The organism is Pseudoxanthomonas sp. SL93 (assembly GCF_026625825.1).
Lineage (GTDB): Bacteria > Pseudomonadota > Gammaproteobacteria > Xanthomonadales > Xanthomonadaceae > Pseudoxanthomonas_A.
Genome location: NZ_CP113065.1, coordinates 3,480,100 through 3,505,479, shown reverse-complemented (window position 1 = coordinate 3,505,479; position 25,380 = coordinate 3,480,100). Strand labels below are relative to the sequence as shown.

Annotated in this window: 24 protein-coding genes and 1 riboswitch; of the genes, 6 read left to right on the top strand and 18 right to left on the bottom strand. The window is 66.7% G+C overall.

Annotation, left to right across the window (positions count from 1 at the left end):
* Positions 1–14: 14 nt before the first annotated feature.
* The 6 genes from OVA13_RS16355 to OVA13_RS16330 form a co-directional block, all read right to left on the bottom strand.
* Positions 15–467: a hypothetical protein gene (locus tag OVA13_RS16355; RefSeq protein ID WP_267791514.1), complete on the bottom strand. Its 453-nt coding sequence runs from the start codon at positions 465–467 to the stop codon at positions 15–17.
* A 169-nt stretch (positions 468–636) separates the two neighbouring features.
* Positions 637–1,359, bottom strand: coding sequence for an HAD family hydrolase (locus tag OVA13_RS16350; protein WP_267791513.1), 723 nt, complete (start codon positions 1,357–1,359; stop codon positions 637–639).
* A 135-nt stretch (positions 1,360–1,494) separates the two neighbouring features.
* Positions 1,495–1,800 (bottom strand): hypothetical protein, encoded by a 306-nt coding sequence (locus OVA13_RS16345; RefSeq protein WP_267791512.1) that lies wholly within the window; start codon positions 1,798–1,800, stop codon positions 1,495–1,497.
* Positions 1,801–1,860: 60 nt separating this feature from the next.
* Positions 1,861–2,145 (bottom strand): EF-hand domain-containing protein, encoded by a 285-nt coding sequence (locus tag OVA13_RS16340; RefSeq protein ID WP_267791511.1) that lies wholly within the window; start codon positions 2,143–2,145, stop codon positions 1,861–1,863.
* 110 nt (positions 2,146–2,255) lie between these two features.
* On the bottom strand, positions 2,256–2,636 hold the full coding sequence (locus OVA13_RS16335; protein ID WP_267791510.1) for an EF-hand domain-containing protein: 381 nt from the start codon (positions 2,634–2,636) through the stop codon (positions 2,256–2,258).
* Between the two features lie 206 nt (positions 2,637–2,842).
* Positions 2,843–3,238 carry a hypothetical protein gene (locus tag OVA13_RS16330; RefSeq protein ID WP_267791509.1) on the bottom strand — a complete coding sequence of 132 codons (396 nt, stop codon included), beginning with the start codon at positions 3,236–3,238 and terminating at the stop codon, positions 2,843–2,845.
* Between the two features lie 272 nt (positions 3,239–3,510).
* Between OVA13_RS16330 and OVA13_RS16325 the strand changes: the two genes are divergently transcribed.
* Entirely contained in the window at positions 3,511–4,143 is a 633-nt protein-coding gene (locus OVA13_RS16325) for an NAD(P)H-binding protein (RefSeq protein ID WP_267791508.1), read from the top strand.
* A gap of 12 nt (positions 4,144–4,155) precedes the next feature.
* On the opposite strand, the gene OVA13_RS16320 is transcribed toward OVA13_RS16325, so the two are convergent.
* The 3 genes from OVA13_RS16320 to OVA13_RS16310 all read right to left on the bottom strand — a co-directional run bounded on the left by OVA13_RS16320 (position 4,156) and on the right by OVA13_RS16310 (position 6,081).
* The gene (locus OVA13_RS16320; protein ID WP_267791507.1) at positions 4,156–4,614 is read right to left on the bottom strand and encodes a DUF4920 domain-containing protein; all 459 of its coding nucleotides are present in this window, start codon (positions 4,612–4,614) and stop codon (positions 4,156–4,158) included.
* Positions 4,615–4,675: 61 nt separating this feature from the next.
* A complete protein-coding gene (locus OVA13_RS16315) occupies positions 4,676–5,179 on the bottom strand; it encodes a hypothetical protein (protein WP_267791506.1) in 504 nt (167 codons plus the stop codon).
* A gap of 116 nt (positions 5,180–5,295) precedes the next feature.
* Positions 5,296–6,081 (bottom strand): lytic transglycosylase domain-containing protein, encoded by a 786-nt coding sequence (locus tag OVA13_RS16310; RefSeq protein ID WP_267791505.1) that lies wholly within the window; start codon positions 6,079–6,081, stop codon positions 5,296–5,298.
* Positions 6,082–6,234: 153 nt separating this feature from the next.
* Here OVA13_RS16310 and ppa point away from each other — a divergent pair, with 153 nt between their 5' ends.
* Positions 6,235–6,789, top strand: a complete 555-nt coding sequence (gene ppa, locus OVA13_RS16305; RefSeq protein ID WP_267791504.1) for an inorganic diphosphatase — start codon at positions 6,235–6,237, stop codon at positions 6,787–6,789.
* A gap of 126 nt (positions 6,790–6,915) precedes the next feature.
* Here ppa and OVA13_RS16300 read toward each other — a convergent pair whose 3' ends face one another.
* The 7 genes from OVA13_RS16300 to thiC form a co-directional block, all read right to left on the bottom strand.
* Complete coding sequence (locus OVA13_RS16300; RefSeq protein WP_267791503.1) at positions 6,916–9,765, bottom strand: TonB-dependent receptor plug domain-containing protein; 2,850 nt, start codon at positions 9,763–9,765, stop codon at positions 6,916–6,918.
* A 58-nt stretch (positions 9,766–9,823) separates the two neighbouring features.
* Positions 9,824–10,732, bottom strand: coding sequence for a helix-turn-helix domain-containing protein (locus OVA13_RS16295; protein ID WP_267791502.1), 909 nt, complete (start codon positions 10,730–10,732; stop codon positions 9,824–9,826).
* A 139-nt stretch (positions 10,733–10,871) separates the two neighbouring features.
* Positions 10,872–13,199 (bottom strand): winged helix-turn-helix domain-containing protein, encoded by a 2,328-nt coding sequence (locus OVA13_RS16290; protein ID WP_267791501.1) that lies wholly within the window; start codon positions 13,197–13,199, stop codon positions 10,872–10,874.
* 255 nt (positions 13,200–13,454) lie between these two features.
* Positions 13,455–14,132 (bottom strand): ion channel, encoded by a 678-nt coding sequence (locus OVA13_RS16285; RefSeq protein WP_267793556.1) that lies wholly within the window; start codon positions 14,130–14,132, stop codon positions 13,455–13,457.
* Positions 14,133–14,148: 16 nt separating this feature from the next.
* Positions 14,149–14,310, bottom strand: coding sequence for a hypothetical protein (locus OVA13_RS16280; protein WP_267791500.1), 162 nt, complete (start codon positions 14,308–14,310; stop codon positions 14,149–14,151).
* A complete protein-coding gene (locus OVA13_RS16275; RefSeq protein WP_267791499.1) occupies positions 14,307–14,915 on the bottom strand; it encodes a DUF4136 domain-containing protein in 609 nt (202 codons plus the stop codon). The genes OVA13_RS16280 and OVA13_RS16275 overlap by 4 nt, the downstream gene beginning before the upstream one ends.
* Positions 14,916–15,018: 103 nt before the next feature.
* Positions 15,019–16,905 carry a phosphomethylpyrimidine synthase ThiC gene (gene thiC, locus OVA13_RS16270; RefSeq protein WP_267791498.1) on the bottom strand — a complete coding sequence of 629 codons (1,887 nt, stop codon included), beginning with the start codon at positions 16,903–16,905 and terminating at the stop codon, positions 15,019–15,021.
* A gap of 150 nt (positions 16,906–17,055) precedes the next feature.
* Positions 17,056–17,156: riboswitch (TPP riboswitch) on the bottom strand.
* Positions 17,157–17,278: 122 nt separating this feature from the next.
* Here thiC and OVA13_RS16265 point away from each other — a divergent pair.
* Positions 17,279–19,225 carry an alpha/beta hydrolase family protein gene (locus OVA13_RS16265; RefSeq protein WP_267791497.1) on the top strand — a complete coding sequence of 649 codons (1,947 nt, stop codon included), beginning with the start codon at positions 17,279–17,281 and terminating at the stop codon, positions 19,223–19,225.
* 24 nt (positions 19,226–19,249) lie between these two features.
* On the opposite strand, the gene OVA13_RS16260 is transcribed toward OVA13_RS16265, so the two are convergent.
* Both OVA13_RS16260 and ilvD read right to left on the bottom strand, forming a co-directional pair.
* Positions 19,250–20,098: a phosphate/phosphite/phosphonate ABC transporter substrate-binding protein gene (locus OVA13_RS16260; protein WP_267791496.1), complete on the bottom strand. Its 849-nt coding sequence runs from the start codon at positions 20,096–20,098 to the stop codon at positions 19,250–19,252.
* 7 nt (positions 20,099–20,105) lie between these two features.
* Entirely contained in the window at positions 20,106–21,959 is a 1,854-nt protein-coding gene (gene ilvD, locus OVA13_RS16255) for a dihydroxy-acid dehydratase (RefSeq protein ID WP_267791495.1), read from the bottom strand.
* Between the two features lie 368 nt (positions 21,960–22,327).
* On the opposite strand from ilvD, the gene ilvC reads away from it, so the two are divergent.
* Genes ilvC through OVA13_RS16240 form a run of 3 tightly spaced genes read left to right on the top strand, consistent with a single transcriptional unit; the run spans position 22,328 to position 25,336 of the window.
* Positions 22,328–23,335, top strand: a complete 1,008-nt coding sequence (ilvC, locus tag OVA13_RS16250; RefSeq protein WP_267791494.1) for a ketol-acid reductoisomerase — start codon at positions 22,328–22,330, stop codon at positions 23,333–23,335.
* On the top strand, positions 23,332–25,080 hold the full coding sequence (gene ilvG / locus OVA13_RS16245; protein ID WP_267791493.1) for an acetolactate synthase 2 catalytic subunit: 1,749 nt from the start codon (positions 23,332–23,334) through the stop codon (positions 25,078–25,080). Before ilvC ends, ilvG begins: the two co-directional genes overlap by 4 nt.
* On the top strand, positions 25,064–25,336 hold the full coding sequence (locus OVA13_RS16240) for an ACT domain-containing protein (protein ID WP_267791492.1): 273 nt from the start codon (positions 25,064–25,066) through the stop codon (positions 25,334–25,336). Before ilvG ends, OVA13_RS16240 begins: the two co-directional genes overlap by 17 nt.
* The last annotated feature ends 44 nt before the right edge of the window (positions 25,337–25,380 follow it).

Below are 25,380 nucleotides of genomic sequence, written 5' to 3'. Positions count from 1 at the left end.
AGCGGGCGATCCGGTCAGTCGCGCCCGCGACCACGACGATCGTGGCGATCATGGCGGCGGTCATCGCGATCGTCGTCCCAGCGGTCACGACGACGGTCGTCGTAGCGGCCGTAGTCGCGATAACGGCGATCGTCATAGCGCACGTAGTGGCCATGGTGGCGCGGCTTCTTGTAGTAGCCGTAGGCGGGGGCATGGCGCGGCGGACCGTAATGGACCACGCGCGGTGCATAACGATAGTAGGTGGGGCGGTGATAACGGTCGCGCACCACGATCAGGCGGTCGTGCGGACCATAGTGGCCATGGCGGTAATAGGGGTGCCCGCCGTGGTAGACCACGTCGGCGATACCCACGATCACCCTGACCAGATCATCATCGGCGCGCGCCTGCGAAGGCGTCAGCGCCGCCAGGCCGAGACCGGCAGCCAGCAGGGCGGGGGCAAACAGGCGGGCGAAGGAAAAGCTGGCCATGTCTCATCTCCATGTGTGTTTCCCGGGCAGGTATTCGCTTCGGGCGTGGACAGACGATGGACTTCGCCGGGTGAACGCGTATTTAACCCGAGCCTGTGAAAACGTTAACACTCCGGCGGCGTACAACGCGGGTTAAGGCTGCGGTCGCGGAGTGCGAATTGCGTCGCGCTTATGGGCCCTGCGATGCCTCGATCAGTGCCAGCGCATCGGGCAATTGGCCGGCGTGTTCGACCACGCGCAGGCGCGGGGCATCGGCATGCACGCCATGTTCGGCTTCAAGGGCCCAGGTGACGTGGTATGGCATGTGCACACCCCACCCGCCCAAAGCGAGCACCGGCTCGATGTCGGAACGCAGCGAATTGCCGATCATCGCGAACCGGGCCGGTTCCACCGGCAATTCATGCAGCACGCGCGCGTACGTGGCTTCGTCCTTCTCGGACACGACTTCGATGCGATGGAACAGGTCGGCCAGGCCCGACAGCGCGATCTTCGCTTCCTGGTGGAACAGGTCACCCTTGGTGATCAGGACGATCTCGTGGTCGCGGGCGATGGCTTCCACCGCTTCACGGATGCCGGGCAGCAGTTCCACCGGATGTTGAAGGGTTGCCCTGCCGATCTCGATGATGCGGTGCAGGTCGCTCGCACTGATGCGCTCATCGGTCAGCTGGATGGCGGACTCCAGCATCGACAGGGTCATGCCTTTCACCCCGTAGCCGAAGATCTTCAGGTTGCGGCGCTCGACGTCCAGCAGGTGCCGGTGCGTTCGTGCATCCGAAAGATCGATGTACGCGCCGAGGATCGCTTCGAAATCGGCCTCGGCCTTCCGGTAGTAATCCTCGCTCTTCCACAGCGTGTCATCGCCATCGAAGCCCACCCAGCGAATGCCTGCCATCACCCGTCTCCGTCAAAGGGTGCGCAGGATAGCAAGTCGCGGGGTGACGTCAGCACGCCGGGGCCGTCGGCACACCTGCACAAGGTTGCCGACGGCCCCGGTTGATGTTGCTTCCTGAAACGGACGACTGGCCGTTCAACCGCCGTTAGATGCTGCAGGCTGGTCCGTCGGCGGCGGCGTATCGGTCGGCGGGCGCGCGTTGGGGTTGGCCGGCGGCGGCAGGTTCGGATCGGTCGGCGCCGGTACGGCGGGATCGGTGGGCGTGGGCGCCGGCGGCGTCATGTTGTCGGCGGGCGGCACCGTCTCGACCGGTTCCGGCGCGGCAGTCGGCGGGGCGACTTCATCCGGCGACGGGTTGCAGGCGGTCAGCAGTCCTGCGCCGGCGAGTGCGATGCCCAGCGAAAGCGCAAGGCGGGTGAATGAAGTGGGGGAACGTTTCATGGGGATCTCCAAAGAGGGGTTGGATGGGTCCATCACTGCGCGGCGAGCCTCGCCCCGGGATCAATCCGTGGCCAACGGCACGTAGTCGGCGTATTCCTCCGCCGTCAGGCGGCCATCGGCATCCTTGTCCAGCGTGCCGAACAGCTGGACCAGCGCCGGATCGGCCGCTGCCTCGTCCTTGCTGATGGCGCCGTCCGCGTTGGTGTCGAGTTCCTCGAACGGCTTGGGCGCTGGCGTGCCCGTCGTCGCGGGATCAGCGCCGGAGGCCTGCGCATGGACCAGCGGATGGGCTGCAAGCAATATCGCCAGCACGGCGATGCGGGATGGGGCCAACAGACGTTTCATCGGCGGGTTCCTGACAGGGTTACGGCGCTGTCGCGCATTCCGGAAGAAAACAGGGCGGCACGTGGCCGCCCTGTTCACGGTCAGCCCACGGGCGCGTGGGCAGGGGCGGCTTACTTCTGCGGGTCGCCGTAGTTCTTGCTGACGAACGCCTTGTATTCATCGGCGGTCAGCTTGCCATCGGTGTCGGCATCGGCCTGGTCGAACACCTGGCTGAGGCCGGCGTTGGCGGCGGCTTCCTGCTTGCTGATGGAACCATCACCATCGGTATCGACATCCGCCCAGCCCTGCTTGCTCTGGCCCGCTGCCTGCGTGCTCTGGGTGGGCGACTGCGTCGCCGAGCCCGTGGCCGACTGGTCGGTGGACTGGGTCTGCTCGGTCTGCGCCTGCGTGGCGGCGTCTTCGGTCTTCTCCTGGGCGAATGCCAGCGGCATGGCCAGCGCGGCGCTCAGGGCGACCAGGGCAATCAGCGGCTTGCGGTTGGTGTTCTTCATGGGGTCTGCTCCGTGTGTTGGGAGTGCGTCCGATTGCGCACGACCCCACCATGCAAAGCCACCACTGAACGAAACTTGCGTACTGAAATGAACGTGCACGCCTGCTTAACCACTCGTCGAAACGCATCCGCTACACGCTTCGTTAGTGCGTCGTGAGCCGGATGTTGTGGAAGGACGGATTGCGTGACGCGTGCCGGATTTTGTCGTTAGGAAGGCGTTTTTCCGTCGCTCTGGACCGCATCGTCTTCACGCTTTTTCTTGCTGAACCATTGCCAACCCATGGCGACGCCGGAGAGTGCGCCGGTCAGTTCGCAGATCACGCGTGCACCCAACGCGTCCGCATCGTGGATGCCCTGCAGTGCAAGGCGGGCGTAGAGCGGGGATTCCAGCTTCATCATGCCCAGGTAGAACAGGTTCCAGGTGTCGATGCCGGCACTGATGATGACGGCGGTGACGCAGGCCCAGCCGATCACGTGACCCACCGACCAGGCCATCATCCGGCACAGCCACTGCCACAGCAGGAAACACAGCAGGCCGATCACGAAGGCGATGACGCCGGCTTCCAGGGCGCCGAGGAAGCCCAGATGAAGAGGAAGATTCATGCGGACGCGGTTCCGCAGCCCACGAAGAGGCTGTCCCCGCTCTTGCAGGCATCCCCGATGGCAATGACGCAGTGCATGTGCACGGTGCGCCACCAGGGCGTACGGGAAATCGTGTCGCGAGGGTCGGTGCGCAGGTCCACGGTGATCCGTCAGTCGCGCGCAGGCATCGGCACGCAGAGCCTGCAAGCGTACCCGATGCACCCGCACACGGCATGCCCGCGTACTCAGGCATCATGACGGTGCGCGGCACTGCATGCCGCCCAGGAGACGCCATGACCCGCATCCTGCTGGCAGGTGCCACCGGCCTGGTGGGACGTGCCGTGCTGCAAAGAGCGCTCGCGTCTCCACGCGTGAGCCGACTGGTCGCACCTACCCGTCGCCCCCTCCCCGCACAGGCGGGGCTGCTCAATCCGGTTGTCGATTTCGATGCCCTTCCCGCCGATGCGGACTGGTGGCAGGTGGACGCGGTGATCTGCGCGCTGGGCACCACGATCCGCGATGCCGGCTCGAAGGACGCCTTCCGGCGGGTCGACCACGCCTATCCACTGGACGTGGCCCGGCATGCGCAGGCCCACGGTGCGCGCACTTACGGCCTGGTGTCGGCCATGGGCGCCGACCCGACGTCGCGCATCTTCTACTCGCGCACCAAGGGAGAGCTGGAACGCGACCTGCAGGCTTGCGGTTTCGACTCGCTGACGTTCGTCCGGCCGGGGCTGCTGGGCGGGGAGCGCCCGCAGCGGCGCACGGGCGAATGGCTGGCATCACTCGCGCTGAATGCGCTGGACCCGGTACTGCCGCTTCGCTATCGGGTGGTACCGGCCGAACGCGTGGCCGATGTCCTGCTGGCCGCCGTGCTGACCGCATCGCCGGGGACCCGCATCATCGAGTCCGGTGAAATCCGCTGACGCGGCGTCGACTCAGGCGCCGGGATCGTCCGCGAGGACCTGCACGCCTTCCGCGACGATGCGGTACTCGATCTCCGGCACCGCGCCCCCTGTCGCGGCTTCCTTGGCCGTGTGCTCGCGCGCCGCCGGCGACAGGGTCACGCGCGACAGCACGCCATGGACTTCGGCAGGGCCACGTACATCCTTGGGCACGTAGAAGTCATGGTCACCCATCAGGACACGCGCACTGCGGCCGTTGTCCTCCAGCATCACCCAGCAGCCCTTCTTCTGGCAGACGTCGGTGATGCGGCCGCGGAACTTGCGCGGCTGTCCTTCGTGCGCGGCGGCATCGGCCAATGCCTGTGACAACGGCACGGCATCACCCGCCGGCACGTCGGCACCGAACTTCTCCCACACCGGTGCAGCCGCCGACTGCGCCAACGCGCCCGTCGCCGCCACCACCAAGCCCACCGCCATCAGCCATTGCCGCATGGGAACTCCCCGCGAAATTCATCAGCGGCGATGATAGTCCCGCCGCGGCGGCCGGCGCGAGTCAGTGCAACAGGCCGTGGTGGACCAGCCTGAGCGGCTGCGTGCCGGCGGCCGCCACCGCGCGGCTGGCACGCTCCAGCAGGGCTTCATCTTCCTCGTCGATGACCACCAGCACCTGGCCCGCCTCGATCTCGGTCCGGTAGTCGCGGCGCACCTCGCTGGGCACCGAGGAGCCCGCCAGTGCCGACGCCCAGCCCCCGACCAGCGCGCCCACCACCGTGGTCAGCAGGACGGCCTGCCACGGGATGCCGGTGACGGGCACCGCCATGGCGAGCAGGCCGAAGGCCAGGCCGACCACGCCGCCGCCGACCAGTCCCCGCAACGCGGCGGGAATGAAATCGGTGGGAGAGCCTTCCTTTTCGTGATCGGGCATGCGCGTCATCTCGATGTCGGCGTCGCCCACGAGGGCCGCATGGTCGGGCCGGATGCCCATGTCCAGGGCGGCGTGCAGTGCGTGCTCGGCCGTGTCCAGGTCGGGTGCGCTGAATACGCGGCGCGTTTTCATGACAGCCTCCTCCGCAACCGGGAAGGGCTGCGTCATGGACACCCTAGCCGTGCGCGCGACGCGAGCGGGTGAAGAAAGGCTTAAGCATCGGCGCGCGCCGACGCACGGTGCATGCGTCAGAGCGCGGGGCGTTCGGGCGCCTGCTTGCGGCCCATGGCACGCAGGTAGAGTTCGTACAGGGCGGTGACCTTGGCCACGTATTCCTGCGTCTCCGCGTACGGTGGCACGCCCCCGTAACGCGATACCGTGCCGATGCCGGCGTTGTATGCGGCCGCCACCAGGGTCAGGTCGCCCTTGTACCGCCGCATCAGCTGGCGCAGATGCTGCGCGCCGGCGGTGATGGACTGGCCGGACGAGAACGGATCGGCGACGCCGTACTCCTTGGCGACATCGGGCATCAGCTGCATCACGCCCATCGCGCCCTTCGGAGACACCGCTTTCGCGTCGAAGTCGCTCTCGGCGTGCGCCACCGCGCGCAACCAGGCATCGTCCACGCCGGTGGTGCGCGCGGCCGCCTTGAACTCGGCCGGATACATGTTGAGGCGGGGCTTGCCGACTTTGCCCAGGCCCGGATGCGCGGGTTCGCCCGGGGGCGTCTGCACGGTGAACTTCAGGTAGACCCGCGAGCCGGGAAGATTGCGGGTGGAATAGACCAGCTGGCCGTCCTGCTCGCGCTCGTACAGGGTGCCGCTGAACACGCCCATCGATCCCCACAGGTTGGGCTGCGCCACGGCGTTGTCGTCGAGCTCCTTCGCCGTGCACTTAGAGCCCGGTTCGGGCGCCGTGGCCAGGCTGACCGTGCCGCCCTTCACGCAACGGTAGACCGTGCGCGCACCGGCCTCCGCGCTGGCCAGGGCCAGAACGGGGAGCAACAGCCAGGCGGCGCGCGGGAAAGGGACCATGGGGGGCGGATTCTAGGCCCGGAAAGCTGAAGGACAGGCTTTATCACGCCCGCGGCGGTGATATTCGGCCAGATCCGGCGGGCGCTGCTGCGCCGCAACAGCCAACCGCGTAAAATGCGGGCCCTCTTTCACCGCACCCCCTCGGAGCACGCAATGGGCCTGGATCTGGTCAGCGCCGGCAAGAACCCGCCGGACGAAATCAACGTCATCATCGAGATCCCCAAGGACTCCGAGCCGGTGAAATACGAAGTGGACAAGGCCAGCGGCGCGATCTTCGTCGACCGCATCCTGTCCACCCCGATGCGCTACCCCTGCAACTACGGCTACGTGCCGCACACGCTGTGCGGCGACGGCGACCCGGCCGACGTGCTGGTGGTGCTGCCGCTGCCGCTGATCCCCGGCTCGGTGATCCGCTGCCGTCCGGTCGGCGTGCTGCGCATGAGCGACGAAGCCGGCAGCGACGAGAAACTGCTGGCCGTGCCGGTGGACAAGATCTTCTCCGGCTACAGCCACATCCACGACATCGACCAGGTCAGCCCGCACTGGCTGGAGCGCATCGGCCACTTCTTCGAGCACTACAAGGACCTGGAGAAGGGCAAGTGGGTGAAGCTGGATGGCTGGGGCAACGCCGCCGAAGCCAAGGCCGTGCTGCTGGACGCCATCGCCCGCCAGGCCGACCAGCCCGAGAACGACAAGCACAAGTTCTGATCCACAGGACGACGCAACGAAAAAGCCGCCCGATGGGCGGCTTTTTTCTGGCCGCATGCCACGCCGCAAAAAACTACGGCCCCTTCCGGGGCCGTAGCAGTCAAGCGACAACGCACTGATCAGGGATCAGAAGCGCTGCTGGTACTTCATGTACACGTAACGACCGATGTCGAAGCCGCCGTAGTAGGCGAAGTCGCTGTTCGGCGAGGTGAACATGATCGGACCTTCGTGGTCGAACACGTTGTTGGCACCCACGGCGATGGTGGCATTCCACGGGGCCTTCCAGCTCAGCTGCAGATCGTGGAAGGTGTTGGAACCCGTCTGACGCTGGGCTGCACCTTCGCCGTTCTGGTAGCGGTCCGGGTTGTTGCAGGGACGACCGGCCACGCACGCCTCGTTCATGCCCGAGTAGTAACGCGCGGTGTACGCCACGCCGAAGCTGTCCTTCTCCCAGCTCACGCCCATGTTGGAGCGCACGCGGAAGATGCCCGGCTCGCCGACGCGACCGATGGTGATCGGCTCGCCGTCGCTGTTCTCGCCCGCTTCGTCGTACTTGCTGACGTAGGAGGTCTGCCAGTCGATGGCGAACTGGCCCACGGACAGTTCCGGCAGGCGGTACTTGACGCCCAGGTCCCAGCCTTCCGTTTCCATCTCGCCCAGGTTGGCCAGGCCGTAGAACAGGTCGGTGATGTGGCCGTCGGCGCCGCGGACCACGCCGTTGCAGCGTGCGGCGTTACCCAGCACGTAGCAGTCGCGCAGGATGCGGTCGACGCTGTCCTCGATGATCATATCGGTCAGCTGGTAGTTGTACCAGTCGAGCGAAATGTCCAGGCCTTCCACCCAGCGCGGGCTCCACACCACACCGACGGTGCGGCTCTCGGAGGTTTCCGGCAGCAGGTTCGGATCCGAGCCACTGATGAACTGGTCCGGCGTCTGGCACGGGTAGGCCGTGCAGGGCACCAGGCCCTGGCCCAGCTGCACGTAACCCAGCGGGACGCCCGCTGCATTACAGGCGGCATTGCCGTTGACGCTGTTCACCGCACCGGTACCGCAAGGATCGGTGTACGACTCGAAGCTGCTGCCGATGCCGCCGTACAGGTCGGAGATCGTCGGCGCGCGGAAGCCTTCGGCGTAGGTACCACGGACCAGCAGCTCGTCCATCGGGCGCCAGGTGAAACCGAACTTGCTGTTCAGCGTGTCACCGAAGTTGCTGTAGTCGGAGTAACGGCTGGCCAGGTTGATGGTCAGTTCCTTGGCGAACGCCATGTCGGCCAGCACCGGGATGTTGAGTTCCATGTAGAACTCGTCCAGCGAGTAATCGCCTTCGGTGGTGGTCGCGGCCAGGCCGGTGCTCTCGCCCGACTGCGCGAACGCGTCCGGCACGAAGCGGCCCTGCTCACGGCGGTGCTCGTAACCCACCGCGATGCCCAGGTCGCCCGCCGGCAGTTCGAACAGCGAACCGGCCAGGTTGGCGGTGTAGCTGGTGGTGCGGGTGGTGCCGGTGTCGGTGTAGTACGGGAACAGGAAGCGCTGCAGGTCCGGATCGGACAGCGAGCCCTGGCCGGCCACGCCGTTCGGCAGCAGCGGGTTCCACGGACGGCAGGCGCCCAATGCGATCGGGTTGGCGGCGGTACCGCACTGCGCGACACCCTCGGCGTTGATGAACGACGGGCCCAGTGCCTGGCGCGTGGCGATCAGGCTGGCGTCGCCGTGACCGGTCTTGGTGGTGTTGTTGCGGTTGATCAGCGCACCGACGTCCCAGTCCCAGGTGTTGCCGCCCATCTCGAAGAAGCCGGCGAAGCCACCGGCGAAGCGGTAGGTTTCCAGCTCGCTGCGCGTGGTGCGCGGCACTTCCCACAGACGACGACGGAAGTCGATGTCGGTGCCCGGCAGCGGGTTGAACGCGCTGTCACCCGACAGCGGGGTGTCGAACGCGCCCGACTGGTACGGGTAACCGGCGATCTGCTGGTCGGTGATGCGGTGGTTGTACAGGATGTCGGCGTTGAACGTGATGTTGTCGGTCACGTCGTAGTTCGAGTTGGCGAACACCGAACGACGCTCGATGCCGGTCATCAGCATCATCTGCAGGTTGGCATTGGCGTTGTAGTCGGCCGTGTGCGGCACGTAGTCCGCCAGATTGTTCGGGTTGCCACCGTCACGCAGGGTGCACCAGGCATCGGCGCCGCCGGTGCCGCAGGGGCCGAACCAGGAACCGTTCTGGCTGACCGGGCTCCAGCCCGAACCCGGATAATCAGGGCCGGCGTTGCCGAACTTGCTGAAATCGCGGTCGCGAGCGAACACCGGTTCCTGCTTGGAGTACTCGACCGACAGCGTCGTGCCGCCACGGTCGTTGGTCGAACCCGTGGTGAACGAATACGTCTGGGTCTCACCGTCGCCCTGGCTGTACTGGCCCACGTAGGCTTCGGCTTCGGCGCCGTCGAAACGCTTGCGGGTGATCACGTTGACCACGGCCGCGATGGCGTCCGAACCATAGATGGCCGATGCGCCGTCCTTCAGGATCTCGACGCGGTCGATGGCCGACATCGGCACCTGGCTCAGATCCTGGAAGCCGGACGTGGTCGCGCCCAGGCGCTTGCCGTTCAGCAGGATCAGGGTGCGCTGCGCGCCCAGGTTGCGGATGTCGATGTAGTAACCGCCCACGTTCTCGCCGGAAGCGAGCGCGTCGGAGCGCGAGATCGCCGGCGAACCGGCCGACGTCAGGTTCTGCAGGATGTCGGCGACCGAGGTGAAGCCCTGCTTCTCGATATCCTGGCGGCTCAGCGTGACGATCGGCTGCTGCGTCTCCATGTCGGCGCCGCGGATGCGCGAGCCCGTCACTTCAAGGCGGTCGAGCGTGGTGGTGCTGGACGAATCGGTGGCGTCCTGCGCCATTGCGAACGCCGGGACCAATGCGATGGCAATACCGGCCGGCAGCAAGCCGACCCGCATCGCCTGACGCGGACTACGATGGTTCATTCAATCTCTCCTCAGAGGAACGTGTAGCGTTATGGGCGTGTTAAAACGCCTTGCAAACTTACGTTCCGGTCCGCGTCACTGCTTTGCGGGCAGCGGCCGATGACTTTGCCGAGTCTGTCCTGGACGGCACCAGCGAGGAGCGATAGCGACTGGCCGAGGTGCCGAAGCGCGCGCGGAACGCCCGCGCGAAGCTGCAGCAGTTGTCGAAGCCCGATGCCGCCGCCACTTCACCCACCATCATCGAGGTGTTGCGCAGCAGCTCCGCGGCGTGTTCCAGCCGCATGCGCGCCGCCGCGGCCTGCGGGCTTTCGTCGTACAGGCTGTAGAACGTGCGCGAGAAGTACCAGCTGGAGAAGCTGGTCAGTTCGGCCAGTTCGCTGATGCGTACCACGCGGTCGCAGTTGCCTTCCAGATAGAGGCGCGCGCGCTGCAGGCGGCCGAACACCTGGCGCTTGCGGTTGCGCGAACGGCCCGGGCAGCGCTGGATGAATTCGGAAAACTCCTGCTGCACGCCGGCCAGGTGCAGCAGCAGCGGACGCAGCGCGCTGATGTCGGCGCCGTCCTGCGCACGGCGACCCGCTTCCCGCCACAGCCTCACCAGGGTCAGGGCGTCGCGACGGTTCAGGCGCCCACGCCCGGCGTACAGCGGGCTGTCGGCGAAGCGCGCCATGGCGCGCAGGCCCTCCATGCTGAGCGTCACGCCCAGGCACAGGCCGTAGCGGTCGGTCTGGACCAATGGCTTGGAATCTTTTTCCAGCGCGATCCAGTGCCCACGCCGCAGCCGGAAACGGCCTTCCTTCGCCTCCACCCACGAGGCCCCGCGAAGCTGCACCCAGACCGAGAACAGTTCGGCCCCGACCTGGGCATTGCCCAGCCGCGACACCGCCACGCAGCCGGTCTGGTCATTCGATTCCGACGGCTCCAGCTTCACCAGCTGGCCCCGGTCCCCCCACAGTGTTTGCTCCATCGGTCGTTCCGCTTTGCGTGTAATGGGCGTTTCATTTGCCCGAGACGCACGGAACCCGCAGGAAATTTGCGGGAGAGTTGCGCGAAATCTTCGCGATACCCGTTACGAAAGACTTACGAAAACACTAACTCCTTTCCAATCAATAGCCTGCGCCACCGGATGCGGAGGGTTCGGCGTCCATCTCCAGCGGCATGAAGCCGATGTCGGAACCATCGTTGACCGCCATGGCGACGTAGGTGACCCGTTCGCGCGCATGCGCGCTGAATCCGTTGATGGTGGCCAGGTGGGTGGCTTCGAGGCAACGGGGCGCGGGATGTGACCGGCCCAGGCCGATGTGCCGCAGGCTGACATAACAGCCGGGCAACGACTCCAGATACTCCACCTGCCCGTCCTCGGTCACGGTCCAGGTCCGGTAGCGCTGGCTGGCCGGGCGGTTGCCATCCACCTGGCGGATGCTGGCCGGGCTCAGCGCCAAGTCCGCCTGCCACAGGCCGTCCCGCGCCATGCGGGTGAACAGCACCCGCCCCTGCGCCACGTCCGCGCGCGCGAAGGACACGCCATCGATGACGGCCAGGCTCCGCCACGGCGACCCACGGCGGTCATAAAGCACCAGCTGCTGGCCGTCGCCCTTGCCCGCGATCACCAGCAACTGGTCAGCATCGGGCATGTAGGCGGCGAACAGGAGTTCTTCCGACGCCACCGGCACCGGCAACCGGCGCAGCTGGCCATTGGCCGGGTTCACCTCATGCAGGCCGTACTGTCCCCGCGCATCGGTGCCGATCACCAGCAGGTGCCGGCTGTCCGGCGACCACATCGGCAGGTGACGCGATTCCGGACGGATGCCTTCGATGGGCCGCAGTGACGCCGGCCGCTGCAGGTCGGCCCACCACAGTGCGAATTCCCCGGAGCGGTCCGAGGTGAACACCAGTTGGCGCCCGTCCGGCGCAATCGACGGCAACGTGTCGCGACCAGTGGAGGCGAAGAGTTGGGTTGCCGCCCTGGCGCCGTTTTCCGCGCCCGGGTCGGATGCGATCCGGTAGATGCCGAACTGGGGCTTGCGCTGGACGAAGGCGACCTGCCCGATCTTGGCGGCCATCGCCGGTGCCTGCGCATCCTCGATGCCCAGGTCGTGCACGCTGCCGTCGTCCAGCACCAACCGGTAAAGCCGGGTATGGCTGTCCACGCGCCGGCCGAACACGATGGACTGGCCATCGGGCGCCCAGTCCCAGCCGCGGAACTCCGCCCGTTGCCGGGTCAGTCGCTCCGCCGGACCCCCTTTCGCGGGGATGCGCCACAGGTCGCCCAGCGGTGTGTTGCGGACGAAGCCGATCCATTTGCCGTCGGGGGAATAGCGGGGCGCGGTGTCCACGTCCTGCGCGGTGGCGCCGTATCGCAGCGAGTGCCACTGGCCGGTTGCCAGCGCCAGCAGGCGCAGCCCGGGCTCGCCCCCGCCCAGCGAACTGCTGAAGATCAGACCGTTGCCATCCGGCGTCCAGTCGAAGCTCGGGCGATTGGCGGGGTCGCACTCGGCGAGCACCCGCGGGTCGCCGCCACTGGCCGGCACCGCCATGATGCGGCAGTCCTCACCCGGGAACCGGCGCAGGAAAGCGATCTCGCGGCCGTTCGGCGACCACTCCGGATTGCTGTCCCAGGCGCCTTCCGGCGGGAACGTCAGCGTGCGGGGTTGCGCGGGCTCCGTGGTCTGCACCAGCACAGCCGTGCCGGCCAGTTCCTCGGTGGGACTGGCCAGGTAGGCCACCTGCGAGCCGTCCGGCGACAGCGAGGGCGAAAGCTCGAATCCCGGTGCCGAGGTGATGAGCCGGTACGGGCGCGAGGCAGGCACCAGCGGCAGCCCCGGCGCCGCCTGGCCCACCTGGGGGGCGTCCCGCTGCAGGCCCAGCCACAGCCCAACCCCCAGCAACACCAGCGCCAGCGCGCCCAGCGCCATCCCCCAGACCCATCGCCGGTGCAGGGACACCGGCGGCCGGCGTTCCGGATCGGCGGCGGCACTGCCGGAGCCGTCGCTGTCGTCGGAAGGCTCGCGGGCGGGCGGTGCTTCGACCGCCGGGGCATCTGGCATAGCGGGCGTCGTGGCGGGGCGCTCGGATGCCGGCAACCAGTCCACCTCGGCGAGCAGGCGATAGCCGCTTTTCGCAATGGTTTCGATATAGCGCGGCTCGTCGCGGCCTTCACCGAACGCCTTGCGCAGCTGCGTGATGGCCTGCGTCACCACGTCGTTGGTGGGCAGTGTGTCCGGCCAGACTTCTGCCAGCAGGGCATCGCGCGACACCACGCGTCCCGCATTCTCCACCAGCACCAGCAGCACGCCCATGGACTTGGGCGTGATCCGCGCAGGACGGCGCGCGCCCACCGCCCGCACCTCGCGGAGCGGGATGTCGACATGGCATTCGCCGACCCTGAGGCAGTCGGACGGCAGCGGTGGTGGGGGCTCGGGAGGTCGTGGCATCGGGGCGGATAGTGCGCGGAGGCCAGCGACCCGTCATGTGCCTGAACGCCTAGGCCGCATCCAAAGGACAGATCCGGCAAAACGCAGGGACGGGATGGGGAAAGCGCACCGTGGCGGTGCATTTTACAGTTCCCCGCATGCTCCCCATGAACGGGAGCAGCACAGGCAAACTCTCTCTCTCGCCGACGTCCTATTACATACGCTCCATCATTCGCGCTCCGGCGCGAATTTTTTTGCCTGCGGATTTGCCGGCGCTCAGGAGCGCGGCAGTTTCAGGATGGTCAGGCCGATCAGTCGCGACACCACCACGGCGATGTACATCACGCCGGCAAACTGTTCGAGCATCACCAGCGCGCGCGCCTGCGGCAGGATGGGCATGATGTCGCTCAGCCCCACGCCGGACAGCAGGCTGAAGCTGATGAACAGCAGTTCCATCCATGTGCGTGGCGAGTCCGCATCCACCGCCGCGGTGAAACTGCCCGGATACCATTGCTGGCACACCGAGAATGCGAACGCGAACGCCCATGCCAGCAGCGTGAACGTCGCGCCCGCCGCGAACAGCTCGTCGCTGGTGACCTTGTGGTCCTGCAGCATGTAGGCGATCAGGCTGCCGGCCGTATAGAAGTAAAGCGCGCTTTCCAGCAGGTGCGCATACGCCCCCAGGCCGGGCTGGTGCCACAGCGCGGCCACCAGCGAAAGCGCCACCGACGGCACCGCCAGCGACCACGCGATCCAGTTGACCGAGCGGCTGCGGTTGACCACCCACAACGCCAGCGCCAGCACCAGGATGCCGAACGCACCGAACAGCGCGCGGCCGGCCTGGGTGTCTTCCATCACCGGATACAGCAGCACGCCGCACAGCTGCACCAGCAGCAGGAATGCGGACGGATGCCGGCGCGCCGTGACCATCCAGCGCAGCCATGTCAACGGCATGGTCATGCGCGCCGCATCAACGGTGATGGACCAGGGCGTAGTACGCGACGTAGATCCACGACAGCAGCCCGTGGATCACCACCCACAGCAGCGACTTGTTGGCGCTCCATGAAATGGTGATGGCCAATGCCGTGCCGAAGCCGATGCCCGCGCGGACAACCGCCCCGCCGCCTTTCATGGCGCCGCCACGGTCGTTGCACTGCCGGCGCGATAGGGGTAGCGCGCGAAGATCTCCGCCACCGCCGCATCGATCCTGGCGCCGCGCTCTTCCGGCTTGCTGCGGCCCACGCGGCCGACGGCCACGCCTTCCCACACCAGCCGGTTTTCCTTCGCATCCACCAGGTCCACGTTCAACGTGCCCTCGGTGTAGCGGTACACGTCGGTGCGGTCGCGCCAATACGGCACCGACACGTAGCGGCGCGCGCGATAGCTGTAGTAGTAGTCGTAGTCCACCTCGGGGATGGTGACCACGTCGGTCTTTTCCTGCATGTAGGCATTCAGGTTCACCCACAGGTCCGGCGAGGCTTCGCGGTACACGTAACCCCGGGACTCCATCTGCGCACGCGCCGCGGCCTTGACCCGGCCGCTGGTCAGCGTGGCGTAGCCCTGCCCTTCGATGGCCAGCGGCGAATAGAACGCGAACGTGCGATAGCCGCCGAAGTTGGCGGTCGGATCGACGTCGCTGGTGACGCGCGGCCCCGTGGCGCAGGCCGACAGCAGGCACGCCGCAGCCACCAGCAGGGTCCAGAACGTGTACTGCGTGAATGCATTGCGTCGTGCCATCGGCGTGCCCTCAAGAGTTGGCGATGGTGCCCACCGGCCGCAGGCACGTCATCACGGTATACGCCGGCGGCCGCCCCATGGATGCAGGCGGCCGCGCGGTGGTTCAGCCCTGACGATACACCTGGGCACCCTGCGCCAGGAACTCCGCCGACTTTTCCGCCATGCCGGCTTCCAGCGCCGCCTGCTCCTCGACGCCATGTTCGGCCGCGTAGTCGCGCACGTCCTGGGTGATCTTCATCGAACAGAAGTGCGGCCCGCACATGCTGCAGAAGTGCGCCAGCTTGTGCGCATCCTTGGGCAGCGTCTCGTCGTGGAATTCCTTGGCCTTCTCCGGATCCAGGCCCAGGTGGAACTGGTCCTCCCAGCGGAATTCGAAACGCGCCTTGCTCAGCGCGTTGTCGCGCACCTGCGCACCCGGATGGCCCTTGGCCAGGTCGGCCGCGTGCGCGGCGATCTTGTAGGCCATGATGCCGTCGCGCACGTCCTGCCGGTTGGGCAGGCCCAGGTGCTCCTTCGGCGTGACGTAGCAGAGCATCGCCGTGCCGAACCACCCGATCATCGCCGCGCCGATCGCGGACGTGATGTGGTCATAGCCTGGCGCGATGTCGGTGGTCAGCGGCCCCAGCGTGTAGAACGGCGCCTCGCCGCACTCCCGCAGCTGCTTGTCCATGTTCTCCTTGATAAGCTGCATCGGCACGTGGCCCGGGCCTTCGATCATGCATTGCACGTCGTGCTTCCAGGCGATCTTGGTCAGTTCGCCGAGCGCTTCCAGTTCACCGAACTGCGCCGCGTCGTTGGCGTCGGCGATGCAGCCCGGACGCAGGCCGTCGCCCAGCGAGAAGGCCACGTCGTAGGCCTTCATAATCTCGCAGATGTCCTCGAAGTGCGTGTAGAGGAAGTTCTCCTTGTGGTGCGCCAGGCACCACTTGGCCATGATCGAACCGCCACGCGAGACGATGCCGGTCACCCGCTTCGCCGTCAGCGGCACGTGGCGCAGCAGCACGCCGGCATGGATGGTGAAGTAATCCACGCCCTGCTCGGCCTGTTCGATCAGTGTGTCGCGGAAGATTTCCCACGTCAGCGCCTCGGCGCGGCCGTCGACCTTCTCCAGCGCCTGGTAGATCGGCACCGTGCCGATCGGTACCGGCGAGTTGCGGATGATCCACTCGCGCGTCTCGTGGATGTGCTTGCCGGTCGACAGGTCCATCACCGTGTCGCCGCCCCAACGGATCGACCACACCAGCTTCTCGACTTCCTCGGCGATGCCGGAGGAGACCGCGCTGTTGCCGATGTTGGCGTTGATCTTGGTCAGGAAGTTGCGGCCGATGATCATCGGCTCGCTTTCCGGGTGGTTGATGTTGTTGGGCAGGATGGCGCGCCCGCGGGCGATCTCGTCGCGCACGAACTCCGGGGTGATGAACGTCTGGATGCTGGCACCGAAGGATTCGCCGGGATGCTGCTTCAGCAGCATCGCATCGCGCACCGCGTCCAGGCGCTGGTTCTCGCGGATGGCAACGTACTCCATCTCCGGCGTGATGATGCCGCGCCTGGCGTAATGCATCTGGCTGACGTTGGCGCCCGCCTTCGCGCGTCGGGGCAGGATGCGGCCGGGGAAGCGCACGCTGTCGAGCTTGGCATTGGTTTCGCGCGAACGGCCGAATTCCGAGCTGAGCGCCGGCAGCTGTTCCGTATCCCCACGCTCCTCGATCCACTTGGCGCGCAGCGCAGGCAGGCCGGCGGCCAGGTCGATGGTCGCTGCCGGATCGGTGTACGGGCCGGACGTGTCGTACACGGTGACGGGTGCGTTCTCCTCGCCGCCGAACAGCGTCGGCGTCTGCGTCAGCGTGATCTCGCGCATGGGCACCTGCAGGTCCGCGCGCGAACCCTGCACGAAGATCTTCCGCGACCCCGGGATGGGGCGCGTCACGGACTCGGAGAGTTGTCCGGTCTGTTGCAGCAGATCGGTAGCGGGCTTGGGAATGGCATTCATCGGCGTTCGTCCTTTTTGAATCCCCGCACATGGATGTGCGGGCTCTTGCGAGGGATTCGCATAATGGGATGCGAGGAACTCGCATCACGGACGAAGCGGCGGCGCATGGGTGGACGGATTGCGGGCCCGCGACGGGCGACACGGCAATACGGCGCATCCTGCGAAGCTTCCCTACGCCGGTCTCAACCGGATCAGGTTCGAAGGGTCTGTCTCAATCACCGGCCAGGCCGGCGATACCCCCGCTTCGGGGCCTATTAGACATCCAAACCCCGGCGAATGCCACGTGGGCGTCCATGTCCCCCCGCCCGCTGGCCTGCCGCGCAGGCACACGCTAACCTGACCGCAGGCACGCTGAAGCGGACCAGGGGGAAGCATGCATGTTGCGATAAGGGCCGCCGCCGTGGCCTCGTTGATCTTGTCCGCGCTTCATGCGTCGGCACAGGATGTCCCTGTAGAGGCTTTCGCGACGTCGAACAAGGTCAGTTCGCCACGGCTGTCCACCGACGGTCGCCACATTGCCGTATCCGTGGATCTGGGCGAAGGCAATCACGGATTGGCGGTCTACAGGACCGAAGACATGAAGCAGACCACGCTCCTGCGCCTGCCCCGCTACGAGATGGCGGCACAAGCACAGTGGGTCAGCCCCACGCGACTCGTCATTGCAAAGGGGCGCCTGCTGGGATCGCGCGAGCAACCCACCTCAATGGGCGAGATCGTTGCCACCGACTTCGATGGCAGGAACCAGAAGTACATCTTCGGCTACCAGCAATCCACGCGCAGCGGCAACATCGAACCGGGTTTCGGCCATATCGCAGGCGTACCGGAGAAGCCGAACGGTCACTTCTACCTGCGCCGCCTCTCGCACGACAGCAATCGTTCGCAACTCTACGATGTAGACGCGGACACGGCAGTGGCTCGCCTGGTCGCTGATATCGGCGTCAGGGACCTGAATTTCGTCCTGGACCGTCAGGGCATACCCCGCTACGCGTATGGCACCGATGACGAAAACCGCTATCTTCTATACACAGCAGGTAACCAGGCGGGCGGCAAAGAATGGATGCCCATGCCTCCTCCCCAGCAGGGTGCGCAGTGGACGCCGTACGGATTCAGCGCAGATGGCAGCCAGGTGTTCGCTTCCTATTCGGTCGCGGGTGGGCCGGTGATGTTCGTACGTTCGCGCCCCGACGCATCCGATCGCCAGGTACTGGCAAGCGATCCGCTCGGAAGCTTCGGCACCATCGAATGGTCATCCGGGCCGTCGCTACCGTTCGCGGCAACCCTCGGTGACGGACGCCCCCGCGTGGTGTACTTCGACCCGGAATCACCGGACGCCAAACTGCATGATGCGCTCAATCTGAGCTTCCCCGACCATTACATCCAGTATGTGGACCATAGCAGCGACGGCAATGTCACCCTGCTATATGCCTACAGCGACCGTGACCCGGGTTCCTGGTACCTGTTTGATCGCGTGAAGCGCAAGGCATCCATACTGCTGTCCAGCATCCAGGGACTCGATGCGAGCCGCATGGGTGAGCGGCGCCCATTCCGGTTCAAGGCCAGCGACGGCATGGAGCTTGAGGGCATTCTGACCCTGCCCCACGACATCGCCACTCCAGAGAAACTTCCTGTCGTGGTTCTGCCGCATGGCGGACCGCACGGTATCCGGGACGGCTGGGCCTTCGATCTGGATGCGCAGTTCCTGGCCAGCCGCGGCTATCTGGTCCTGCAGGTGAATTTCCGCGGCTCCGGCGGACGTGGCCGGGCGTTCCAGGAAGCCGGCTATCTGAAATGGGGAACGCGGATGCAGGACGATGTGCTCGACGGTTTGCGCTGGGCCATCGCACAAGGCTACGCCGATGCGGACCGCGTCTGCACATTCGGGATCAGTTTTGGCGCGTATTCCGCCATGATGCTCGCAGCGAAGGAGCCTGGCTTGATCAAGTGCGCGGCGGGCATGTCTGGCGTATACGACCTGAAGATGATGTATGCCAAGGGCGACATACACGCTACCCGTTGGGGGAACAACTATCTGGGGCGCGCCATCGGACGCAGCGAGGGGGAACTCGCCGCCAATTCACCCACGTCACTGGCGGCGCGGATCAGGGTTCCGGTATTCCTCGCGCATGGCGAACTCGACGAGCGCACGCCTATCGCCCAGGCCCAGGCCATGAAGACGGCGTTGGAGCGAGCCGGCAATGTGCCGGAATGGATGCAGGTCCGGGGCGAGGGCCACGGATTCCACGCTGATTCCAACAACATCGCGTTCTACCGTCGGTTGGAAGCCTTTCTTACGCGAAACATCGGTCCGCGCCCACAATGACTCGGCGGCACGCAGAGGCAGGGACTACGGCTCCATCTGCAGCAACAGGGCACCCGCGACGTCGCGCGCCGGCACCATGAAGCGCTCCGCGTCGCCGAATTCCGGCCAGCCAGCGCGAAGGGCCGCCATCACGGCGGGATCCTGCAGGTGCGCCTCCAGCAGCCATGCCGTGATTGCCTGGCAGGGGACGCCCGGCCCCGGACGGCACAGCAGCGGCCCCGGTGGAATGGGGTCGGAGCGCCACAGCTCCACGACGCTCTGCGGCCGCGACGCGTCGTAGACGTCGGCCGCGAGCGCGGCAACGTCTGCCCGGCCGTCGACGACGGCCTGCAGGGCGGCGGCGTGTGAACCCGCGTACTTCACCGATGCGAACGCCGTTTCCGCATCGAGTCCCAGCCTGCGGAGGTGGTCTGCCGGCACGAACCCGCCGGACGCCGAGTCGCGGCCGACCAGCACCAGCCTCAGCCGTCGCGCATCGCGTTCCAGTGCATCAAGTGAAGACACGCCACGCGCCACCAGCACCGCACGATAACGATCGGCCTGCGCAGGAGGCACGTCCGGCACGGGCAGCGTGACCACGGGCTCTTGCCCGCGCCGTGCCTGCAGGTACGCATGCAGGTTGGGCACGGCTACATCCACCTCGCCGCGGCGAAGTGCTTCGACCAGTGCGGTGGGCGACGGGAACAGGCGCACCTGCACGGGGTGCAGGCCGCGCTTGGCCAGATAGTCGGCCAGCGGCTGGATCGCGGCCGCGCGGTCGCGGTCGGGATAGGCGTAGGTGGCGACGACCCACGGCTTTCGCGCGACCTCCTGCGGGAAGGCGGGCAGCGCGACAAGGGCAAGCAGGCAAGCGACGAAGAAAGGACGCAACATGCCCCTATCAGACGGCATCCAGCATGGCCTTGTCACGCACCGCGCCCTTGTCCGCGCTGGTCGCCAGCAACGCATAGGCTTTCAGTGCGGTCGTGACCTTGCGCGTGCGCGGGTGCGCGGGCTTCCAGCCGCTCGCGTCCTGCCGGCTGCGTCGGGCCGCCAGTTCGTCGTCGGTGACCAGCAGATCGATCGAGCGCTGCGGAATGTCGATGCGGATACGGTCGCCATCGCGCACCAGCCCGAGCGCACCACCGGCTGCCGCTTCCGGCGACGCGTGGCCGATGGAAAGACCCGACGTGCCGCCGGAAAAGCGGCCATCGGTGAGCAGCGCGCACTGCTTGCCCAGTCCCTTCGACTTCAGGTAGCTGGTGGGGTACAGCATCTCCTGCATGCCGGGGCCACCCTTCGGGCCTTCGTAGCGGATCACCACCACGTCGCCGGCCTTCACTTCATCGCCGAGGATCCCGGCCACCGCGGCGTCCTGGCTCTCGTAGACGCGTGCGGTGCCTTCGAAGACATGGATCGATTCATCCACGCCCGCCGTCTTCACCACGCAGCCGTCACGCGCGATGTTGCCGTAGAGCACGGCCAACCCGCCTTCCTGCGAGAACGCGTGCTCGACGCTGCGGATGCAGCCGTCGGCGCGATCCACGTCGAGCGATTCCCAGCGCGTGGCCTGGCTGAAGGCGACCTGGGTGGGAATGCCTGCCGGCCCGGCCTTGTAGAACGTCTGCACCGCCTCGTCATCGACGATGGTGATATCCCACTTCGCGATGGCATCGGCGAGCGTCTTCGCGTGCACGGTGGGCACATGCGTATGCAGCAGGCCGCCACGCGCGAGCTCGCCAAGGATCGCCATGATGCCGCCGGCGCGATGCACGTCCTCGATGTGGTACTTCTGGGTGTTCGGCGCCACCTTGCACAGCTGCGGCACGCGCCGCGACAGGCGATCGATGTCGCGCATGTCGAACGGCACCTCGCCTTCCTGCGCGGCGGCCAGCAGGTGCAGGATGGTGTTGGTGGAACCGCCCATCGCGATGTCCAGCGTCATCGCGTTCTCGAACGCCTCGAACGTGGCGATGCCGCGCGGCAACGCCGTGGGGTCTTCCGCGCCATACCAGCGGTGGCACAGCTCGACCGCGACACGACCCGCGCGCAGGAACAACTGCTCACGGTCGGCATGCGTGGCCACCACCGTGCCGTTGCCCGGCAGCGACAGGCCCAGCGCTTCGGTCAGGCAGTTCATCGAGTTGGCGGTGAACATGCCGCTGCACGAACCGCAGGTGGGGCACGCACTGCGTTCGACGGCGGCGACCTGTTCGTCGGACACGTTCGGGTCGGCTGCCATCACCATCGCATCGACCAGATCGAGCTTCTGTTCCTGTTGCTGGTTGGCCAGCCGGGTCTTGCCGGCTTCCATCGGCCCGCCCGACACGAATACGGTGGGAATGTTCAACCGCAGCGCGGCCATCAGCATGCCGGGCGTGATCTTGTCGCAGTTGGAGATGCACACCAGTGCATCGGCGCAGTGCGCGTTGACCATGTATTCCACCGAGTCGGCGATCACCTCGCGGCTGGGCAGCGAATACAGCATGCCGTCGTGGCCCATCGCGATGCCGTCGTCAACGGCGATGGTGTCGAACTCCTTGGCGACGCCGCCGACGCGCTCGATCTCGCGCGCCACCAGCTGCCCAAGGTCCTTGAGGTGCACATGGCCCGGGACGAACTGGGTGAAGGAGTTGGCAATGGCCACGATGGGCTTGTGGAAGTCGTCGTCCTTCATGCCCGTGGCGCGCCACAGCGCACGGGCACCGGCCATGTTGCGGCCGTGGGTGGACGTCTTGGAGCGGTACTCGGGCATGGAAACGGAATCACTGCGATGACGCGGGAGAGGCCTGATTCTGCGGGCTTTTCACGGTTTCAGTTGCAACCATCTCTCTTGAAATCATCCGATCGTCGCAAGGGTGGACAAATCGCTTGACACTGCCGACAGGGGCATGTTTTTCTTGGCCCCATGTTGCAGCGCCACACGCCCCCGACGACCGACCTGACCGCACCCGCTGCGGCGTCCGTCCTCGTACTCGTCCTTATTACCTCGCCAACAGGTGCGGGACGAACCGGCGCGTAAGCAGAAAAGCACGCCAGATTCGCAAAACCCCGCACTGAGAAGTGCGGGGTTTTTTGTTTAGGCATCTTCCACACCACTTCAACCCTCAGGAATCCAGCGCAATGACCACCGCCAACACCGTTTCCCAGCCCAAGATCGCCGTCGTCGGCTACGGCAGCCAGGGCCGTGCGCATGCACTCAACCTGCGCGATTCCGGCTTCGACGTCACCGTGGGCCTCCGCCCGGGTGGGCCGACCGAAGCGAAGGCGCAGGCGGACGGATTCACGGTGAAGGCGCCCGCGGACGCGGTGAAGGACGCGGACCTGGTCGCGGTGCTGACGCCGGACATGGTGCAGAAGAAACTCTACGAGGACGTGCTGGCGCCGCACATGAAGCAGGGCGCGGTGCTGCTGTTCGCGCACGGCCTGAATGTCCATTTCGGCATGATCGCCCCGCGCGCGGACCTGGACGTGGTGCTGGTGGCACCGAAGGGCCCGGGTGCGCTGGTCCGCCGCGAGTACGAGATCGGCCGCGGCGTGCCATGCATCTACGCCGTCTACCAGGACAAGAGCGGCAAGGCCGAGCAGTTCGCGCTGACCTACGCCGGCGGCCTGGGCGGCGCGCGCGCCAACATCATCAAGACCACGTTCAAGGAAGAGACCGAGACCGACCTGTTCGGCGAGCAGGCCGTGCTGTGCGGCGGCGCGTCGTCGCTGGTGCAGGCCGGCTTCGAGACGCTGGTGGAAGCCGGCTACCAGCCGGAGATCGCCTACTACGAAGTGCTGCACGAACTGAAGCTGATCGTCGACCTGTTCTACGAAGGCGGGATCACCCGCATGCTGGAATTCATCTCCGAGACCGCGCAGTACGGCGACTTCGTCAGCGGCCCGCGCGTCATCGATGCCTCGGTCAAGGCGCGCATGAAGGACGTGCTGACCGACATCCAGAACGGCACCTTCACCCGCAACTGGCAGGCGGAGTACGACGCCGGCCTGCCGAACTACAAGAGGTTCCAGCAGGCGGACAAGGACCATCCGATCGAGAAGGTCGGCAAGGAACTGCGCGCGAAGATGGTGTGGCTGCAGGCCAACGCCTCGCAACCCGATACAGACGAGCAGGCCGCCGCATGAACGCACCCGCGGCCACTGCACCACGCAATGGCGCCCGCTGGCTGGCCCACGCCCTGGAAGCCGAGGGCGTGGACACGCTGTTCGGCTATCCGGGCGGCACCATCATGCCGTTCTACGACGCGCTGGTGGATTCGAACCTGAAACACATCCTGGTGCGCCATGAGCAGGGCGCGGCGCTGGCGGCGAACGGGTACGCGCGCGCCAGCGGCAAGGTCGGCGTGTGCGTGGCCACCTCCGGCCCGGGTGCCTCCAACCTGGTCACCGGCATCGCCGATGCGATGCTGGATTCGGTGCCGATGGTCTGCCTTACCGGCCAGGTCGCCACTGCGCTGATGGGCACCGACGCGTTCCAGGAACTGGACGTGTTCGGCCTGACCCTGCCCATCGTCAAGCACAGTTTCATCGCGCGGCGCGTGGACGAGTTGCCGCGGATCGTCAGCGAAGCCTTCCGCATCGCGCGCGAAGGCCGCCCGGGTCCGGTGCTGATCGACCTGCCGAAGGACGTGCAGATGGCCGATGCCTCGCACCTCCCCGACCACGTGCCGGCCAGTGTCGATCCGCTGCCGGCACCGGAAGACACGAAGCTGGCCGACGCGCTGGCCGCGATCGCCGGCGCGGAGAAGCCGGTCATCTACGGCGGCGGTGGCATTTCCCTGGCGAATGCGGTGGACACGTTCCGCCAGTTCGTCGATGCCACCCGCATCCCGACCGTGCTGACCCTGCGCGGGCTGGGCGCGCTGCCTGCCAGTCACCCGCACTACCTGGGCATGCTGGGCATGCACGGCACGCGCGCGGCGAACATGGCGGTGCAGGAATCCGACCTGCTGATCGTGGTCGGCGCACGCTTCGATGACCGCGCCACCGGCAAGCTGGCCGAGTTCGCGCCGTTCGCCCGCGTCATCCACCTGGATGCCGATGCCTACGAGATCAGCAAGCTGCGCACCGCCGACATCGCCATTCCCGGCGACGTCGCCACCGGCCTGCGCACGCTGACTGCGGCGCGCACCACCTGCGACGAATGGCGCAAGCGCTGCCAGACCCATCGCGAGAAGTTCGGCTTCCGCTACGACGCGCCGGGCACCGACATCTACGCGCCCGGCCTGCTGAAACGGCTGAGCGAGGTCGCGCCCGCCGATACGATCATTGCCTGCGACGTGGGCCAGCACCAGATGTGGGTGGCGCAGCACTGCCGGTTCAACGATCCGCGCAACCACCTGACCAGCGGCGCGCTGGGCACGATGGGGTTCGGCCTTCCGGCGGCGATGGGCGCGCAGTTCGCGTGCCCGGACCGCACGGTGGTACTGGTCAGCGGCGACGGCAGCTTCATGATGAACGTGCAGGAGCTGGCGACCATCGCGCGCTGCCGGCTGCCGGTGAAGATCGTGCTGCTGGACAACAGCGCGCTGGGCATGGTGCGGCAATGGCAGGAGTTGTTCTTCGCCGAGCGCTACAGCGAGATCGACCTGTCCGACAACCCGGATTTCGCCGCGCTGGCGCGCGTGTTCGGCATCCCCGCACGCCACATCCGCCTGCGCGATGAAGTCGAGGATGGCCTGGCCGACCTGCTGGCCCAGCCCGGCCCTGCCCTGCTGCACGTCAGCATCGACATCAAGGCCAACGTCTGGCCGCTGGTGCCGCCGAACCACGCCAACAGTTCGATGCTGGATGCCAATCCCGCGACCCCAACCGCCGAGCCTGCCGTCACGGCCGACGGCCCGGAGAAGAAGAATGCGTTACCGGCTTGAACTGAAGCTCAAACCTGCCGAGGGCGCGCTGGTGCGCGTGCTGGGCATGATCGAGCGCCGTGGTTTCCCGCCCCATGCGGTACACGCCACCCACGACAGCGAAGGCTATTGGGCACTGGCGCTGGTGATCGACAGCACCCGTGCCCCGGAGACGCTGCGCCAGCAGCTGCTGAAGATCTACGATGTGGAGGAACTGTCCTTCAGCGCCGTGCAGGAACTGAGCAGGGATCGCCGCCACCAGGACCGCGCCGCATGAATGCCACGCCCGCCAACGCGGACGTCGTGGTCCGGAGGCGTCTT

What these genes read in the sequence shown, in the direction of transcription:
- OVA13_RS16295 (WP_267791502.1), bottom strand. Translation starts at nt 10,732, where the DNA reads ATGGAGCAAACACTGTGGGGGGACCGGGGCCAGCTGGTGAAGCTGGAG.
- OVA13_RS16355 (WP_267791514.1), bottom strand. Translation starts at nt 467, where the DNA reads ATGGCCAGCTTTTCCTTCGCCCGCCTGTTTGCCCCCGCCCTGCTGGCT.
- ilvD (WP_267791495.1), bottom strand. Translation starts at nt 21,959, where the DNA reads ATGCCCGAGTACCGCTCCAAGACGTCCACCCACGGCCGCAACATGGCC.
- ilvG (WP_267791493.1), top strand. Translation starts at nt 23,332, where the DNA reads ATGAACGCACCCGCGGCCACTGCACCACGCAATGGCGCCCGCTGGCTG.
- OVA13_RS16345 (WP_267791512.1), bottom strand. Translation starts at nt 1,800, where the DNA reads ATGAAACGTTCCCCCACTTCATTCACCCGCCTTGCGCTTTCGCTGGGC.
- ppa (WP_267791504.1), top strand. Translation starts at nt 6,235, where the DNA reads ATGGGCCTGGATCTGGTCAGCGCCGGCAAGAACCCGCCGGACGAAATC.
- OVA13_RS16300 (WP_267791503.1), bottom strand. Translation starts at nt 9,765, where the DNA reads ATGAACCATCGTAGTCCGCGTCAGGCGATGCGGGTCGGCTTGCTGCCG.
- OVA13_RS16335 (WP_267791510.1), bottom strand. Translation starts at nt 2,636, where the DNA reads ATGAAGAACACCAACCGCAAGCCGCTGATTGCCCTGGTCGCCCTGAGC.
- OVA13_RS16340 (WP_267791511.1), bottom strand. Translation starts at nt 2,145, where the DNA reads ATGAAACGTCTGTTGGCCCCATCCCGCATCGCCGTGCTGGCGATATTG.
- OVA13_RS16310 (WP_267791505.1), bottom strand. Translation starts at nt 6,081, where the DNA reads ATGGTCCCTTTCCCGCGCGCCGCCTGGCTGTTGCTCCCCGTTCTGGCC.
- OVA13_RS16275 (WP_267791499.1), bottom strand. Translation starts at nt 14,915, where the DNA reads ATGGCACGACGCAATGCATTCACGCAGTACACGTTCTGGACCCTGCTG.
- OVA13_RS16330 (WP_267791509.1), bottom strand. Translation starts at nt 3,238, where the DNA reads ATGAATCTTCCTCTTCATCTGGGCTTCCTCGGCGCCCTGGAAGCCGGC.
- OVA13_RS16285 (WP_267793556.1), bottom strand. Translation starts at nt 14,132, where the DNA reads ATGCCGTTGACATGGCTGCGCTGGATGGTCACGGCGCGCCGGCATCCG.
- OVA13_RS16265 (WP_267791497.1), top strand. Translation starts at nt 17,279, where the DNA reads ATGCATGTTGCGATAAGGGCCGCCGCCGTGGCCTCGTTGATCTTGTCC.
- OVA13_RS16290 (WP_267791501.1), bottom strand. Translation starts at nt 13,199, where the DNA reads ATGCCACGACCTCCCGAGCCCCCACCACCGCTGCCGTCCGACTGCCTC.
- OVA13_RS16320 (WP_267791507.1), bottom strand. Translation starts at nt 4,614, where the DNA reads ATGCGGCAATGGCTGATGGCGGTGGGCTTGGTGGTGGCGGCGACGGGC.
- OVA13_RS16260 (WP_267791496.1), bottom strand. Translation starts at nt 20,098, where the DNA reads ATGTTGCGTCCTTTCTTCGTCGCTTGCCTGCTTGCCCTTGTCGCGCTG.
- OVA13_RS16315 (WP_267791506.1), bottom strand. Translation starts at nt 5,179, where the DNA reads ATGAAAACGCGCCGCGTATTCAGCGCACCCGACCTGGACACGGCCGAG.
- OVA13_RS16240 (WP_267791492.1), top strand. Translation starts at nt 25,064, where the DNA reads ATGCGTTACCGGCTTGAACTGAAGCTCAAACCTGCCGAGGGCGCGCTG.
- OVA13_RS16280 (WP_267791500.1), bottom strand. Translation starts at nt 14,310, where the DNA reads ATGAAAGGCGGCGGGGCGGTTGTCCGCGCGGGCATCGGCTTCGGCACG.
- OVA13_RS16325 (WP_267791508.1), top strand. Translation starts at nt 3,511, where the DNA reads ATGACCCGCATCCTGCTGGCAGGTGCCACCGGCCTGGTGGGACGTGCC.
- OVA13_RS16350 (WP_267791513.1), bottom strand. Translation starts at nt 1,359, where the DNA reads ATGGCAGGCATTCGCTGGGTGGGCTTCGATGGCGATGACACGCTGTGG.
- ilvC (WP_267791494.1), top strand. Translation starts at nt 22,328, where the DNA reads ATGACCACCGCCAACACCGTTTCCCAGCCCAAGATCGCCGTCGTCGGC.
- thiC (WP_267791498.1), bottom strand. Translation starts at nt 16,905, where the DNA reads ATGAATGCCATTCCCAAGCCCGCTACCGATCTGCTGCAACAGACCGGA.